Annotated in this window: 11 protein-coding genes; 10 read left to right on the top strand and 1 reads right to left on the bottom strand. The window is 62.9% G+C overall.

Annotated elements, in window-relative coordinates:
* Positions 1-41: 41 nt before the first annotated feature.
* From RG540_RS24075 to RG540_RS24050, 6 genes are all read left to right on the top strand, one after another.
* Entirely contained in the window at positions 42-2150 is a 2109-nt protein-coding gene (locus RG540_RS24075; RefSeq protein WP_041364221.1) for a beta-galactosidase, read from the top strand.
* Positions 2151-2279: 129 nt separating this feature from the next.
* Positions 2280-3575: a flavin monoamine oxidase family protein gene (locus RG540_RS24070; protein WP_041364219.1), complete on the top strand. Its 1296-nt coding sequence runs from the start codon at positions 2280-2282 to the stop codon at positions 3573-3575.
* 141 nt (positions 3576-3716) lie between these two features.
* Complete coding sequence (locus tag RG540_RS24065) at positions 3717-4433, top strand: GntR family transcriptional regulator (protein WP_041364217.1); 717 nt, start codon at positions 3717-3719, stop codon at positions 4431-4433.
* Between the two features lie 34 nt (positions 4434-4467).
* On the top strand, positions 4468-5718 hold the full coding sequence (locus RG540_RS24060; protein WP_041364215.1) for an NAD(P)/FAD-dependent oxidoreductase: 1251 nt from the start codon (positions 4468-4470) through the stop codon (positions 5716-5718).
* Positions 5719-5822: 104 nt separating this feature from the next.
* Positions 5823-6965 carry a M24 family metallopeptidase gene (locus RG540_RS24055; protein ID WP_041364213.1) on the top strand — a complete coding sequence of 381 codons (1143 nt, stop codon included), beginning with the start codon at positions 5823-5825 and terminating at the stop codon, positions 6963-6965.
* Positions 6966-7020: 55 nt separating this feature from the next.
* Positions 7021-7932: a dihydrodipicolinate synthase family protein gene (locus RG540_RS24050; RefSeq protein WP_041364211.1), complete on the top strand. Its 912-nt coding sequence runs from the start codon at positions 7021-7023 to the stop codon at positions 7930-7932.
* A gap of 71 nt (positions 7933-8003) precedes the next feature.
* On the opposite strand, the gene RG540_RS24045 is transcribed toward RG540_RS24050, so the two are convergent.
* Positions 8004-9362, bottom strand: a complete 1359-nt coding sequence (locus RG540_RS24045; protein WP_041364209.1) for an MFS transporter — start codon at positions 9360-9362, stop codon at positions 8004-8006.
* Between the two features lie 332 nt (positions 9363-9694).
* On the opposite strand from RG540_RS24045, the gene cyoA reads away from it, so the two are divergent.
* From cyoA to cyoD, 4 genes are read left to right on the top strand one after another with little or no spacing between them, the layout of a single operon-like run.
* Complete coding sequence (gene cyoA, locus RG540_RS24040; RefSeq protein ID WP_041364206.1) at positions 9695-10885, top strand: ubiquinol oxidase subunit II; 1191 nt, start codon at positions 9695-9697, stop codon at positions 10883-10885.
* Positions 10886-10916: 31 nt separating this feature from the next.
* Positions 10917-12920 carry a cytochrome o ubiquinol oxidase subunit I gene (gene cyoB / locus RG540_RS24035; protein ID WP_041364203.1) on the top strand — a complete coding sequence of 668 codons (2004 nt, stop codon included), beginning with the start codon at positions 10917-10919 and terminating at the stop codon, positions 12918-12920.
* Between the two features lie 4 nt (positions 12921-12924).
* Positions 12925-13569, top strand: coding sequence for a cytochrome o ubiquinol oxidase subunit III (gene cyoC, locus RG540_RS24030; protein ID WP_041364201.1), 645 nt, complete (start codon positions 12925-12927; stop codon positions 13567-13569).
* Positions 13566-13982, top strand: coding sequence for a cytochrome o ubiquinol oxidase subunit IV (gene cyoD, locus RG540_RS24025; RefSeq protein ID WP_040124287.1), 417 nt, complete (start codon positions 13566-13568; stop codon positions 13980-13982). The genes cyoC and cyoD overlap by 4 nt, the downstream gene beginning before the upstream one ends.
* Position 13983: the final 1 nt, after the last annotated feature.

Raw genomic sequence — 13983 nt, 5'->3', positions numbered from 1 at the left:
GGCGGAGCCATGTCCGAACATCGATGAAGAAGGACAGGACCATGCTCAGAACCGATATCCAATTCCCCTACGGCGCCGTCTATTTCCGCAAGTCCAATCCGCCCCGCGAAGACTGGCAGCGCGATTATACGACGGCGGGAGAGGACGGCCTCAACATCTTCCGCCACTGGTTCATGTGGAGCGCGATCGAAACCGCGCCCGGCGTCTACGACTGGGAGGAATACGACCGGCAGATGGATTTAGCTGCCCAAAACGGCATCAAGACGGTCATCGCCGAGCTCATCCATGCCGTGCCCGACTGGGCGGTCCGCAAATATGCCGATGCGCTGCAGGTCAATGCCGACGGCACCAAGCTCGGTTCCTATATGGGCGTCTCGGCGGCGACCGGCGGCTTTTCCAACAATGGCGGCGGTGCTGGAGCTCTGACGCTCAACTGCCCGGAAGTGAAGGAGGCGGCCGGCAAGTTCCTGACCGCCCTCGCCACCCGCTACAAGGACCACCCGGCGATCTACGGCTACGACGTCTGGAACGAGTGCAATTATTCGGCCGATGTCGATTACAGCAGCTATGCCAAGTCCGCCTTTCGCACATGGCTGGAGAAGAAATACGGCACGCTGAAAGTGCTCGCCAAGGCCTGGCACCGCTACAGCTATGCGGAATGGGAGGATGTCGAGCCGCCGGTCCATATGGCGCCCTATCCCGAATGCATTGACTGGCTGCAGTTCAAGCGCGACAATTTCTACGACCAGATGCAATGGCGCATCGACACCATCCGCGCCGTCGATCCGAAGAACACCATCGCCGCCCACGGCATTTCCGGCGCCATCCCCAACATGGCGGCGAACGGCTGCGACGACTGGCTGGCCGCCTCCAAGGTCGAGATATACGGATTCACCTGGATCCAGGCGCGCAAGGGTACGGAAGCCTGGAAGAACTGGTACGGCGTCGATATCAACCGCGCAGCCGCCCGTGGAAAACCCTTCTGGCACGCAGAGCGCCAGGGCGGACCGCTGTGGCTGCAGCCGCAGGTGATCGGCCGCGACAAGGATGACGGCCGCGTCGCCGAGCCCGAGGATATCCGCCTGTGGAGCATGACGTCGTTTGCGGGCGGCGCCCGCGGGGTGCTGAACCTGCGCTGGCGGCCACTGCTCGACGGCCCGCTCTTCGGCGCTTTCGGCGCCTACGGCATGGACGGCGCCCGCACGCCGCGCTCGAAGCTGCAGAGCGACATGGCGAAATGGGCAAACGACCCGGCACAGGCCGCTCTCTGGGAGGCAAAGCCGGTGCGCGGCGAAATCGGCATCCTCGTCGTTCCCGAGACGCAGGAATGGGATTACCTCCTGAACTACGACCGCAAAGAAAAGCCCTATCCGGAGGCCATGTGGGGCGCCTATCGCGCCTTCCTCGAAAACGGCGTCCAGCCGGACTGGGTGCATATCGACGATATCGACGCCTATGATCGCCTCTATTTCCCGTACCCGATCATGTTCACTGCCGAGCAGGCAAAACGCCTCGCCATCTGGGTGGAAAAGGGCGGTACGCTGATCGCCGAAGCCTGCCCCGGTTATTTCGGCAACCGCGGCCATGTCGGCCAGGTGCAGCCGAACTTGGGCCTCGACAAGGTTTTTGGCGCCCGCGAGGACCAGGTCGAGTTCATGCCGGACATCGGAGACCGCATCCATTTCAAGCTGGACGGAGCAACGGTCGATGGCGGCGGTTTCCTGCAGTCCTATGTGCTGGCCGGCGGCACCGCGCGCGGCAATTTCGACGACGGGCGCCTTGCCGTGGTCGAGAACACTTATGGCAAGGGCCGAACGCTGCTGATCGGCACCAATCCGTCGGTCGCCTATTACAAGTCGCAGGGCAAGGCGAACGGCGCCTTTTTCGCCGAATTGCTGCGCTGGAGCGGCTGCACGCCGCATGCGGCCCTGTCGAACAAGGCGCTGTTCGCGCGGATCCACAAGGGCGAAAAAGGCAGCTTCCTCTGGCTCGTCAACCCGACTCGCTCGCCGCAGGCGACCGAGGCGAAGCTCGCCGAAGGGCATGGCCGTCTCGCCGCCGGCAAGGCGGTCTGGCCGGTCGGAAACGCCCATGATGGCGGCAAGATCGAGGTGCCGGCCCGAGACGTGCTGATCCTGCCGCTCACCTGACACCAATTTGCCGCCCTCAGTCATCGATGCCCGAGGGCGGCCTGGATTCCGATCATTCACCTGCATCCTCGTAGACGTTCCGAGGCGCTTGCGGTAATGGCAAAGGCAGGAAGATCGTCGGAGAAAAGAATGCCTGAGCGGGATGCCATCGTCGTCGGCGCGGGGTTCACGGGCCTGAGCGCCGCGCTGGAGCTTGTCGGTGCAGGGCTCGACGTGCTGCTGCTCGAAGCGCGCGACAGGGTCGGCGGCAAGGTCGAGTCCGAGACGCTGCCGGACGGCACCCGGATCGACACCGGCGGGCAATTCTTCTGCCGTGACATGAGCGAGCTGATGGCGCTCATCGCGGAAAACGGCAAGACCCCGGTCATGACCCACTATGATGGCGAGGCCATCTATCGGCCGCCGGTCCCGCCGCAGCAGGGTTTCGCGCGCTGGCAGGGGGTCGACGCGCTCCGCGACCGGATGATCGCCACCGATCCGGACGATCCGGAACTGGCAAAACTGACGGTGGCCGACTGGGTGGCCCGGCAGGACGACGTGCCGGCCGACGTGCGGAAAAGCTTCCTGCGGCTGATCAAGGGGCTCTGGTGCCGCGCGCCGGAGGAGGTCGCCTTCACCTGGCTCGCCTCGAACGACCGGCGCATCACCAATACCTATTCGGAAATGGAAATGTTCCTGCCCGGCACGCTGCATGCGCTGGCCGACCAGCTGGCGGCCAGGCTCGGCGACCGGCTGCGCCTCGGCACCCCGGCGACCGGGATAGAATATTCCGACACCAGCGTCACCGTCATCGCCGGCGATGAGCGGTTCTTCGCGAAACGCGTCATCCTGGCGCTGCCGCCGGTGATGATCCGCCGACTTCCGTTTTCGCCCGCTCTTCCCGAGCGGCTGCAGAAGGCGCTTTCCGCCTGGGCGCCCGGCCTGTCGATCAAGCTGCAGGTGACCTATGACAAGCCCTTCTGGCGGGAACGGGGGCTTTCCGGCGCCGTCATGTGGCACGAGCCCCAGGGCCTCTATGCCTGCGATGCCAGCCACGACGATTATGCCGGCCTGATCGTCTTTGTCGGCGGGCCGGAAGCGCAGCGATGGCACAGACGGCCGCGCGAGGAGCTCACCACTTTCATCCGCGAGCAGCTAAGCGCAGCCTTCGGCCCACAAGGCGGCGATCCGCGCGACATCCATGTCCGGGACTGGGTCGACGACCCCTGGAGCGGCGGCGCCTATAGCGACGTCGTCGTCGATCTCGATGCCCGTTATGCGGAAGACATCATCAACGAAGGCGTGCCCCCTGTCCATTTCGCGTCGTCGGAACTCTCCCCGTCCTACCCGGGTTATGTCGACGGCGCGATCGTCGCGGGCAGGCTGGCCGCAGCGCGGATCATCGCCGCGACGCCGCGCAGCCAGTCCGAGGCCGGCGGCGATTGAGGCTTCGATAGGCATTTCCTATTCAGGGCGTCGATCCGATCAAATTGCACCAAATCCGTTCTGTTGCCCTGCGGGCTTTCCTGTCGACAATACGTGTGCAATTGTCCTGCCGCATTGGCTTGCGACGCAGAACGGTGAACGATGGCGAAGAACGAACCTGCAGAAACCGATATCCCCCGCACCCGTGGCTCCGGGACGCAGAGCGTCTATACGGTCCTGCGCGGGGAAATTCTCGCGATGACCCTGGCCCCCGGCAGCCCGCTCGACGAGGTCCGGCTGTCGGAGCGTTTCGGAATGTCGCGCACCCCGATCCGCGAAGCATTGTTGCGGCTTTCCGGCGATGGCCTCGTCACCACGCTGCCGAACCGCAACACCATCGTCGCGACGATCGATTTCGCCTCTCTGCCTCCCTATTTCGATGCCCTGACGCTGATGTACCGCATCACCACCCGCGGTGCCGCCATGCGCGCGACGCCGCAGGCGATGGGCGAGATCCGCAAGCGGCAGGCGGAGTTCGCCTCAGCGGTTGCCGCCCACGACGCCTTCGCGATGATCGAGGCGAACCGGGAATTCCACGTCGCCATCGCCGAACTCGCCGGCAACACCTATTACACCACCTTCTTCGCCCGGCTGCTCGACGAGGGACGCCGCATCCTGCGCCTCTATTACCGGACGTTCGATGATCGGCTGCCACGCCAGTATGTCGACGAACACGAGGAGATGATTGCCGCGATCGAAGCCCGTGACGTCGAGCGCTCCGACAGGCTCGCCATCAAGCATGCGGAACAGATCGTCCGGCAGATCCAGGATTATATCGCCCGCGATCTCGGCAATCCGATCGATCTTGCCGTCTCCTGACCCCTTCCGCATTCGCTTCACAGGACCAGAAATCATGAATTCCTCTTCGGTCGACGCCGTCGTCATCGGCTCGGGCATAATCGGCGCGATGTCGGCGCATTACCTGCTGGAAGACGGCCGCTCGGTGCTGATCATCGAGCGCGGCGAGGTGGCCCGGGGTGCAAGCAGCGGCAATGCCGGCATTCTCGCCTTTCCGGAAATCATCCCGATCGCCGCACCCGGCATGATGTGGAAGGCGCCGAAATGGCTGCTCGATCCGCTCGGTCCCCTCAGCCTGCCGCCGTCCTATGCACTCAACATGGTGCCGTGGCTGTGGCGACTGTGGCGGGCCAGCGCCCGCCCGGCCTATGAGCGCACGGTCGGCGTACATGCCAGGATGATGCCGATGGCGCGCAGCGAGATGCTGCGCACCGTCGAACGCACGGGCCTTCGGGCGATGGTGAAGCAGACGGGCACGCTCGACCTCTATGACAGCGAGGCGAGCCTCAATGCCGCGGCTGACGACTGGCAGGCGAAACGCAAGGCGGGTTTCGAATTCCAGAGAGTTGGCCGCGGCGAGATCGACTCGCTGCAGCCGGGCCTTGCGCCGCAGTTCCGGCATGGCATCTTCACACCGTCCGGCCTGCAGGTTTCCGATCCGCTGGAATTCACCCAAGCCCTCTTCAGCAACGCCATGTCCCGTGGCGCATCGCTCAGGATCGGTGAAGTTATTCGCATCGAGCCCGTAAACGATGGCGCCAGGGTCATTCTGGCGGATGGCGCCATCTTCGAGGCGAAGACCGTCGTGCTGGCAGGCGGCGCCTGGTCGAAGAAAATCGTCACCGGCCTCGGCGACCATGCGCCGCTCGAAACCGAGCGCGGCTATAATACGACGCTGCCGCAAGGCGCCTTCCCGCTTCATCGCCAGCTTTATTTCAACGACCACGGCTTCGTGGTGACGCCGCTTTCCACCGGCATCCGCGTCGGCGGCGCAGTCGAGCTCGGCGGGCTGAAGCTGGCCCCGAATTACAAGCGCTCCGAAGCGATGCTGAAGAAGGCAAAAAGCTTCCTGCCCGACCTGAAAACCGAGGGCGGCCGCCAGTGGATGGGTTTTCGCCCGTCCATGCCGGACTGCCTGCCGGTGATCGGCCCGTCGAGCGCGACGCCGGCGATCGTCTATGCCTTCGGCCACGGGCATCTCGGCCTCACCCAGTCGGCCGCGACCGGCCGGTTGGTCGCCGATATCGCCGCCCGCCGAAAGCCTGCCCTCGATATCGAACCCTACAGCATCAGCCGGTTTCGCTGACATCGGCGACGGCCGAATGCAGCTCGGCTACACGTGCCGAATATCTCTGTCGACAAACTGACTACAGCGCGGTATAACCGCAGCGACATAGCAAGGAAGCGTACATGGCCTGGTCTCACCCCGTCCCGAAGATTACTGACGAAGAACGGCTGCAACGGCTTGTCCGGCTCCAGGCGTCGCTGGAGGAAAAGGGGCTCGGCGGCATCCTGCTCGGCGCCAGCGAGAGTCTGCGTTATTTCACCGGCCTCGTCTGGCACCAGAGCGAACGCCTTCTCGGCGCGCTGGTGACGCCGAAATCGGTGACCTATATCGTGCCGGGTTTCGAACAGAGCCGCGTCGAGAGCCTGTCCCACTTGCCGGGCGAGATCGTCGCCTGGCAGGAGGATGAAGCGAGCGCCGCGCTGGTCTCTTCGCTTCTGCCTTCCAATGTGAAGCTTGCGCTCGACGACGCGCTGCCGCTGTTCATCTACCACCAGCTTGCCGCCGTTTTCGGCGCCGACCGCCTCACCGATGGCGGCCGATTGATCCGCGATCTCAGGCTCCGGAAGTCGAAGGCCGAGATCGACCTTATCCAGCATGCGATGAACCTGACGCTGGAAGTGCATCGCCGCGCCCATGTCTTCATCAAGCCGGGCGTGCTTGCCTCGGACGTGATGCGCCATATCGACGAACAGCATCGTGCGCTTGGGGCAACAAGCGGGTCGAGCTTCTGCATCGTCTCCTTCGGGGTCGCGACCTCCCTCCCCCACGGCGCCGACGGCGACCAGGTCTATGGCCCCGGCGACGTGATACTGGTCGATACCGGCTGCCGGCTCGACGGTTATCATTCCGATCTCACCCGTACCTATGTACTGGAAGAGCCGGCCCCGGAATTCGCCAGGGCCTGGGCGATCGAGCGGGAAGCGGAACAGGCCGTCTTCGAGGCCGCCCGCCCCGGCGCCACCTGCGGCAGCCTCGATGACGCCGCCCGCAAGGTGCTGGCGAAACACGGGCTCGGCCCGGACTACATCCTCCCTGGCCTGCCGCATCGCGCCGGCCACGGGCTCGGCCTCGAGATCCACGAGGAACCCTATATCGTGCGCGGCAATGCGACCGTGCTCGAACCGGGCATGTGTTTCTCCAACGAACCGATGATCGTTTTCCCGGACCGTTTCGGGATCCGCCTCGAAGACCATATCCACATGACCGAAACCGGGCCGCAATGGTTCACGGAGCCAGGCAAGGGTCCGACTGAGCCCTTCGCGTGACAGATATCGGCGCGACCGCGCATATTATCACCCATCAACCAGAGGAGTGCATTTCATGACCACAGGCTGGAGCGGCGTTTTCCCCGCAGTGACCACACAATTCAACGAAGACTTCTCGATCGACCTCAGGGCCACCCAAGGGGTGCAGGACGCGCTCGTCAATGACGGCGTCAACGGCCTGATCGTCATGGGCACCTGCGGCGAGAACAACTCGCTCGATCCGGAAGAAAAGCGCACCATCCTCAAGGCCGCCGTCGAAGTGGTGAACGGCCGCGTACCGGTCGTAACCGGCGTTTCCGAATTCGACACCCGCCGCGCCGTCGCCTATGCCCGCGATGCCGAAAAGCTCGGCGCCGATGGCCTGATGCTGCTGCCGGCCATGGTCTATGTGCCGAAGCCGGAAGAACTGGTCGCCCATTTCAAGACGGTCGCCGCGGCCACCTCGCTGCCGATCATGCTATACAACAATCCGCCGGCCTACCGCGTCAACATCGGCGCCGACGTGCTGCGCCAGCTCGAAGACGTGCCGAACATCAAGGCCGTCAAGGAAAGCGCGCCGGATCCGCGCCGCTTCACCGACCTGATCAACACCTTCGGTGACCGCTTCGACATCTTCGCCGGCCTGGACGACGTGGCGCTCGAAGGCCTGATGCTTGGCGCCAAGGGCTGGGTCTCCGGCCTCACCAGCGCCTTCCCGCAGGAATCTGTAGCCTTGGTGGCCGCAGCCGCCCGCGGCGACTGGGTCGAAGCCCGCGCCATCTATCGCTGGTTCATGCCGTTGTTGCATCTCGATGCCGAGCACGACCTCGTCCAGTCGATCAAGCTCGCCGAACAGATCATGGGCCGCGGTTCTGAGCGCGTCCGCATGCCGCGCATGCTGCTGACGGGTGCGCGCCGTGCAGAAGTGACTGCGATGGTGGAAAAGGCCGCTGCGACGCGGCCGACGCTTGCCAAGAAGGCAGCTTGATAGCGGGACGGATCCCGCAGTATACGCATGCAAAAAAGCCGGGCTCGCGCCTGGCTTTTTTTGTTTCTCTTTTACCGCTGACCGCCTGGCTCGCCGCTCTGGTCCAGGACCCGGCTGAGGCTGAGCGCTGCGATCGTGCAGATCGCGCCGGAGATCAGATATCCGCCGATGAAGATGATGCCGAAACTGCTGGCGAGGCCGAGGGCCACCAGCGGTGCGAAGCCGGCACCGATCAGCCACGCGAGGTCGGAGGTGAGTGCCGCGCCGGTATAACGATAATATTGCCCGAAGCGCGAGGAGACGGCGCCGGAGGCCTGGCCGAACGAGAGACCGAGGATCCCGAAGCCGATGATGATGAAGGCATCCTGTCCCTTGCCGCCCGCATCGAGCAGGAAGGGTGCCGAGAACGAGAAGATCGCGATGATCACCGCGCCGATCATCAGTTGGCTGCGGCGGCCGATGCGGTCGGCGATCAGGCCGGACAGGATGATGCCGACGATGCCGACGGCAGCGCCGATCACCTGCACGAACAGGAATTCCGCCGCAGACTGCCCGCCATAAAGCGTCACCCAGCTCAACGGGAAGATTGTCACCAGGTGGAACATGGCGAAGCTGGCCAGCGGCACAAACGCGCCGAGCACGACGTCATGGGCGTGCTTGCTCAGCATTTCGAAGATCGGCCGGGCCTGCAGCTCGTTGGCTTCGAGCGCCGAGCCGAATTCCTTGCTGGCGACGATGCGCAGGCGGGCAAACAGCGCCACGACGTTGATCGCAAAGGCCACGAAGAACGGATAACGCCAACCCCAGGCAATGAAATCCGCTTCCGAGAGATTGGCGACGAAATAACCGAACAGGATGCTCGCCAGCGCAAAGCCGATCGGCGCGCCGAGCTGCGGGATCATCGCATACCAGCCGCGCCGGTTGGGCGGCGCATTGAGGTTCAGGAGCGAGGCGAGCCCGTCCCAGGCGCCGCCGAGCGCAAAACCCTGCCCCATGCGGAACAGCGCCAGCAATGCCACGGCCCAGTAGCCGATCGTGTCGTAGCCGGGCAGGAAGGCGATCGAAGCCGTCGATCCGCCGAGCAGGAACAGCGCGATCGTCAGCTTGGTGCCGCGCCCATAATTACGGTCGATCCACATGAACACGAACGACCCGACTGGCCGCGCCATGAAGGCGAGCGGGAAGATCGCGAACGACATCAGGGTCGCGGCGACCGGGGTCGGCGCGAACGGAAAGATCAGCTTCGGAAAAACGAGGACGGAACCCAGCCCGTAAACGAAGAAGTCGAAGAATTCCGACATGCGACCGATGATCACACCAAGCGCAATGCTGCCCGGCGAGATCGGCCCGTCGTCATGAATGCGGCGGGCGTCCCTTTCGAGGCCGGACGATGTCGGGCCCGTTGACGCGGGATTGACGACCGTGGTCATGAATTCCTCCTGGCGATAGTTCGCCTCGTCCTCGAAATGTTGATCAACATGCCGTCGAGATCAAGGAACAAGACTAAAAAAACCTGACATATGCGACGGACCGCACCGTCTTCTCATCCACACCCTCTGGTCACCCCCTCAGGCTGTCCTAGATTTCCGATGGGCGAATGCGGAAACTGAGCGTGCAGGTTGGTGCAGCAAAACGGTTCGGAAGACCATGCGGTTTTATGCTGCACTGCGACAGATTGCTGCACTGCGACGAACGACCTCATTCCAGCCCATGCAGGAACCTGACTATTCCGAACTAGACAAAACACAAATTCGAGCCCGAGATGACCCCCCAGTTGAAAATCGTCGCACGGTTGTTCGCTCTCTTCACCCTTTTAGGGCTTTCCGGATGTAACCTGGTCGTGATGTCGCCTTCCGGCGATATCGCCCGACAGCAGGCTAATCTGATCATCGTCGCCACGGTGCTGATGCTGATCATCATCGTGCCGGTGATCTTCCTCACGCTGTTCTTCGCCTGGCGTTATCGCGGCTCGAACACCAATGCGCCCTATGATCCCGAATGGCACCATTCGACGCGGCTCGAAGTCATCATCTGGTCGGCACCGCTCGCCATCATCATCGCGCTCGGCGCCGTCACCTGGATGAGTACTCACAAGCTCGACCCCTACAGGCCGCTCGACCGGATCGATGCCCAGCGCGCCGTGCCTGCCGAGGTGAAGCCTATCACCGTGGAAGTCGTGGCTCTCGACTGGAAATGGCTGTTCTTCTATCCGGACTATGGCATCGCCACCGTCAACGAGATGGCGGCCCCCGTCGACGTGCCGATCAACTTCAAGATCACCGCCTCCTCGGTAATGAACTCCTTCTATGTGCCGGCGCTTGCGGGCATGATCTATGCGATGCCTGGCATGGAAACCAAGCTGCACGCCGTCATCAACAAGGCGGGGGAATACGAAGGCATTTCATCGAACTACAGCGGCGACGGCTTCTCGCATATGCGCTTCAAGTTCCATGGCGTCGACCGGGCAGGCTTCGACCAGTGGATCACCCGCGTCAAGCAGAACGGTACGGCACTCAATCGCGATGCCTATCTGAAGCTCGAAAAGCCGAGCACCAAGGAACCGGTGCGCTATTATGCCAATGTCGAGGACGGGCTCTACAGGACCGTGCTCAACATGTGCGCCACGCCCGGCAAGATGTGCATGGATGAGATGATGCATATCGACATGACGGGCGGCGGCGGAATCGAGAGCCACGAGAACCGTGCCAGGCTGGAGCATGACAACCGCCATGCCGGCGAAGCGGGCCATGCGGCACCTGCCGCGACCTTCCCGGCGACGGGCAACCCGGCCCGCAGCGACCAGCCGGCCGAGGGCGTCGACCAGAATTCCGGACAGCCGCAATCGCAGGCGCCATCGACGAACCACGACATGCAAGGCCACACGATGCCCGGAGGCGATCCGGGCGGCGTAGCGCCGGCGCAGCTCAACAACAATGCCCCGGCGCAGCCGTAAGGCCGCGTTTCAACAGATCTGGTAGAGACCCATGTTCGGTAACACCACCCTGACGCAATTCCTTTTCGGACGGCTCACCCTTGAAGCCATCCCCTATCACGAGCCTATCCTCGTCGTGACCTTCATCGTCGTGGCGCTGCTCGGCATCGCCATTCTCGGACTCGTCACGCGATATCGGCTCTGGGGTTATCTGTGGAGCGAGTGGTTCACCAGCGTCGATCACAAGAAAATCGGCATCATGTATGTGGTGCTGGCGATCGTCATGCTGCTGCGCGGCTTTGCCGATGCGATCATGATGCGCATCCAGCAGGCGCTCGCGTTCAACGGCAATGAGGGTTATCTCAACCCGCACCACTACGACCAGATATTCACCGCGCATGGCGTGATCATGATCTTCTTCATGGCCATGCCTTTCGTCACCGGGCTGATGAACTACGTCGTGCCGCTGCAGATTGGTGCCCGCGACGTCTCCTTCCCGTTCCTCAACAACTTCTCGTTCTGGATGACGACGGCCGGGGCGATCATCATCATGATGTCGCTGTTCGTCGGCGAATTCGCCCGCACCGGTTGGCTCGCCTATCCGCCGCTCTCGGGCGCCGACTACAGTCCGGGCGTCGGCGTCGATTATTACATCTGGGGCCTGCAGGTGGCCGGCATCGGCACGACCCTATCGGGCATCAACCTGATCGCCACGATCGTCAAGATGCGCGCGCCGGGCATGACCTTCATGAAGATGCCGATCTTCACCTGGACCTCGCTCTGCACCAACGTGCTGATCGTCGCCTCCTTCCCGATCCTCACCGCCACCCTCGTTCTGCTCTCGCTCGACCGCTATGCCGGCACGAACTTCTTCACCAACGACCTCGGCGGCAACCCGATGATGTATGTGAACCTCATCTGGATCTGGGGCCATCCGGAGGTCTATATCCTCGTCCTGCCGGCGTTCGGCATCTTTTCCGAAGTGGTCGCCACCTTCTGCGGCAAGCGGCTCTTCGGTTACGCCTCGATGGTTTATGCCACCTGCGTGATCATGATCCTCTCCTATATCGTCTGGCTGCACCATTTCTTCACGATGGGGTCCGGTGCCTCGGTCAACGCCTTCTTCGGCATCACCACGATGATCATCTCGATCCCAACAGGCGCCAAACTCTTCAACTGGCTGTTCACCATGTATCGCGGCCGCATCCGCTACGAACTGCCGATGATGTGGACGATCGGCTTCATGGTCACCTTCACCATCGGTGGGATGACCGGGGTGATGCTGGCAATTCCGCCGGCCGATTTCGTGCTCCACAATTCGCTCTTCCTGATCGCCCATTTCCACAACGTCATCATTGGCGGCGTGGTTTTCGGACTGATGGCGGGCGTCGTCTACTGGTGGCCGAAGGCTTTCGGCTACAAGCTCGACACGTTCTGGGGCAAGATCAGCTTCTGGTGCTGGCTGATCGGCTTCTACGTCGCCTTCATGCCGCTTTATGTGCTCGGCCTGATGGGCGTCACCCGCCGCGTCTCCCAGTTCGAGGACCCGTCGCTGCAGATCTGGTTCATCATCGCCGCATTCGGCGCGGTGATCATCGCCTGCGGCATCGGCGCCTTCATCATCCAGATCGTCGTCAGCTACCTGAGGCGCGACCAGCTGCGCGAGACCTCCGGTGACCCCTGGGACGGCCGCACGCTCGAATGGTCGACCGCCTCGCCGCCGCCGGACTACAATTTCGCCTTCACGCCGGTCGTGCACGACCATGACAGCTGGTACGACATGAAGAGCCGCGGCTATGAGCGCCCGCTCGGCGGCTTCAAGCCGATCCACATGCCGAAAAATACCGGCACGGGCGTCATCCTTGCCGCAATCAGCGTCGTCTTCGCCCTCGCGATGATCTGGTACATCTGGTGGCTGGCAATCGTCGCCTTCGTCGCCATGATCGCCGTCGCGATCGGCCATACCTTCAACTACAATCGGGATTTCCACATTCCAGCCGAAACCGTGACCGCAACAGAGGACGCGCGCTCGAAGCTGCTCGCGGAACGGACCTGAGACCATGAGCCAGACGCAAGTTCAGACCCACGGCCCCTCGGGCAATCAGGAAACCGACAAGCCGCGGTTCTACGTCACGGAAGAGCATCATCCGGAAGGCAGCACCATGCTGGGCTTCTGGCTGTACCTGATGAGCGACTGCCTGGTCTTCGCGGTGCTTTTCGCCACCCACGGCGTGCTCGGCCGAAATTATGCGGCAGGCCCCTCGCCCGCCGACCTGTTCGACCTGCCGATCGTTGCCCTCAACACCGCTATGCTGCTGTTCTCGTCGATCACCTACGGTTTTGCGATGTTGCAGATGGAACGCGGCGCCAAGACCGAGACGCTGTTCTGGCTCGGCGTGACCGGCGTGTTCGGAGCGGTCTTCCTCGGCCTAGAACTCTACGAGTTCAACCACCTGATCCATGAGGGCGCAGGCCCGACCCGCTCTGCCTTCCTCTCCTCATTCTTCACCCTGGTCGGCACCCACGGGCTGCACGTCACCTTCGGCATCATCTGGCTGATCACGCTGATGGTGCAGGTCGGCAGACACGGACTGATCGAGGCAAACAAGCGCCGCCTGATGTGCCTGTCGATGTTCTGGCATTTCCTCGACGTCGTCTGGATCGGCGTCTTTTCCTTCGTCTATCTCATGGGAGTCCTCGGATGAGCTCGCACGGCCAAGCCCCGCACGCCCCCGCTCACGAAAGTGCCTCAGAGGCCCATCACGGCCACAGCAACGGCCATCAGGCTGGCCACGGCACGCTGAAAGGTTACCTGATCGGCTTCAGCCTGTCGGTCATCCTGACCGCCATCCCGTTCTGGCTGGTGATGAGCGGCGCCATCGACAGCAAGCTGTTCACCGCCTTTCTCGTGATGGGGCTCGGCGTCATCCAGATCGTCGTGCACATGGTCTATTTCCTGCACATGAACCCGCGCTCCGAAGGCGGCTGGACGATGATGGCGCTGCTCTTCACCCTGGTTCTGGTCGGCATCACGCTTGCCGGATCGCTCTGGGTCATGCACCATCTCAACACCAACATGATGCCGATGTCGCCGGAGATGATGAAAAACATGCCGTAAT

Source organism: Neorhizobium galegae bv. orientalis str. HAMBI 540 (assembly GCF_000731315.1).
Lineage (GTDB): Bacteria > Pseudomonadota > Alphaproteobacteria > Rhizobiales > Rhizobiaceae > Neorhizobium > Neorhizobium galegae.
Note: the sequence above shows the minus strand (reverse complement) of the source record. Positions and strands in the feature narration are given on the sequence as shown.

Excerpts from the sequence above, each read along its gene's own strand:
- cyoB (WP_041364203.1), top strand. The coding sequence starts at position 10,917 with ATGTTCGGTAACACCACCCTGACGCAATTCCTTTTCGGACGGCTCACC.
- RG540_RS24070 (WP_041364219.1), top strand. The coding sequence starts at position 2,280 with ATGCCTGAGCGGGATGCCATCGTCGTCGGCGCGGGGTTCACGGGCCTG.
- RG540_RS24050 (WP_041364211.1), top strand. The coding sequence starts at position 7,021 with ATGACCACAGGCTGGAGCGGCGTTTTCCCCGCAGTGACCACACAATTC.
- RG540_RS24045 (WP_041364209.1), bottom strand. The coding sequence starts at position 9,362 with ATGACCACGGTCGTCAATCCCGCGTCAACGGGCCCGACATCGTCCGGC.
- RG540_RS24075 (WP_041364221.1), top strand. The coding sequence starts at position 42 with ATGCTCAGAACCGATATCCAATTCCCCTACGGCGCCGTCTATTTCCGC.
- cyoD (WP_040124287.1), top strand. The coding sequence starts at position 13,566 with ATGAGCTCGCACGGCCAAGCCCCGCACGCCCCCGCTCACGAAAGTGCC.
- cyoA (WP_041364206.1), top strand. The coding sequence starts at position 9,695 with ATGACCCCCCAGTTGAAAATCGTCGCACGGTTGTTCGCTCTCTTCACC.
- cyoC (WP_041364201.1), top strand. The coding sequence starts at position 12,925 with ATGAGCCAGACGCAAGTTCAGACCCACGGCCCCTCGGGCAATCAGGAA.
- RG540_RS24060 (WP_041364215.1), top strand. The coding sequence starts at position 4,468 with ATGAATTCCTCTTCGGTCGACGCCGTCGTCATCGGCTCGGGCATAATC.
- RG540_RS24055 (WP_041364213.1), top strand. The coding sequence starts at position 5,823 with ATGGCCTGGTCTCACCCCGTCCCGAAGATTACTGACGAAGAACGGCTG.
- RG540_RS24065 (WP_041364217.1), top strand. The coding sequence starts at position 3,717 with ATGGCGAAGAACGAACCTGCAGAAACCGATATCCCCCGCACCCGTGGC.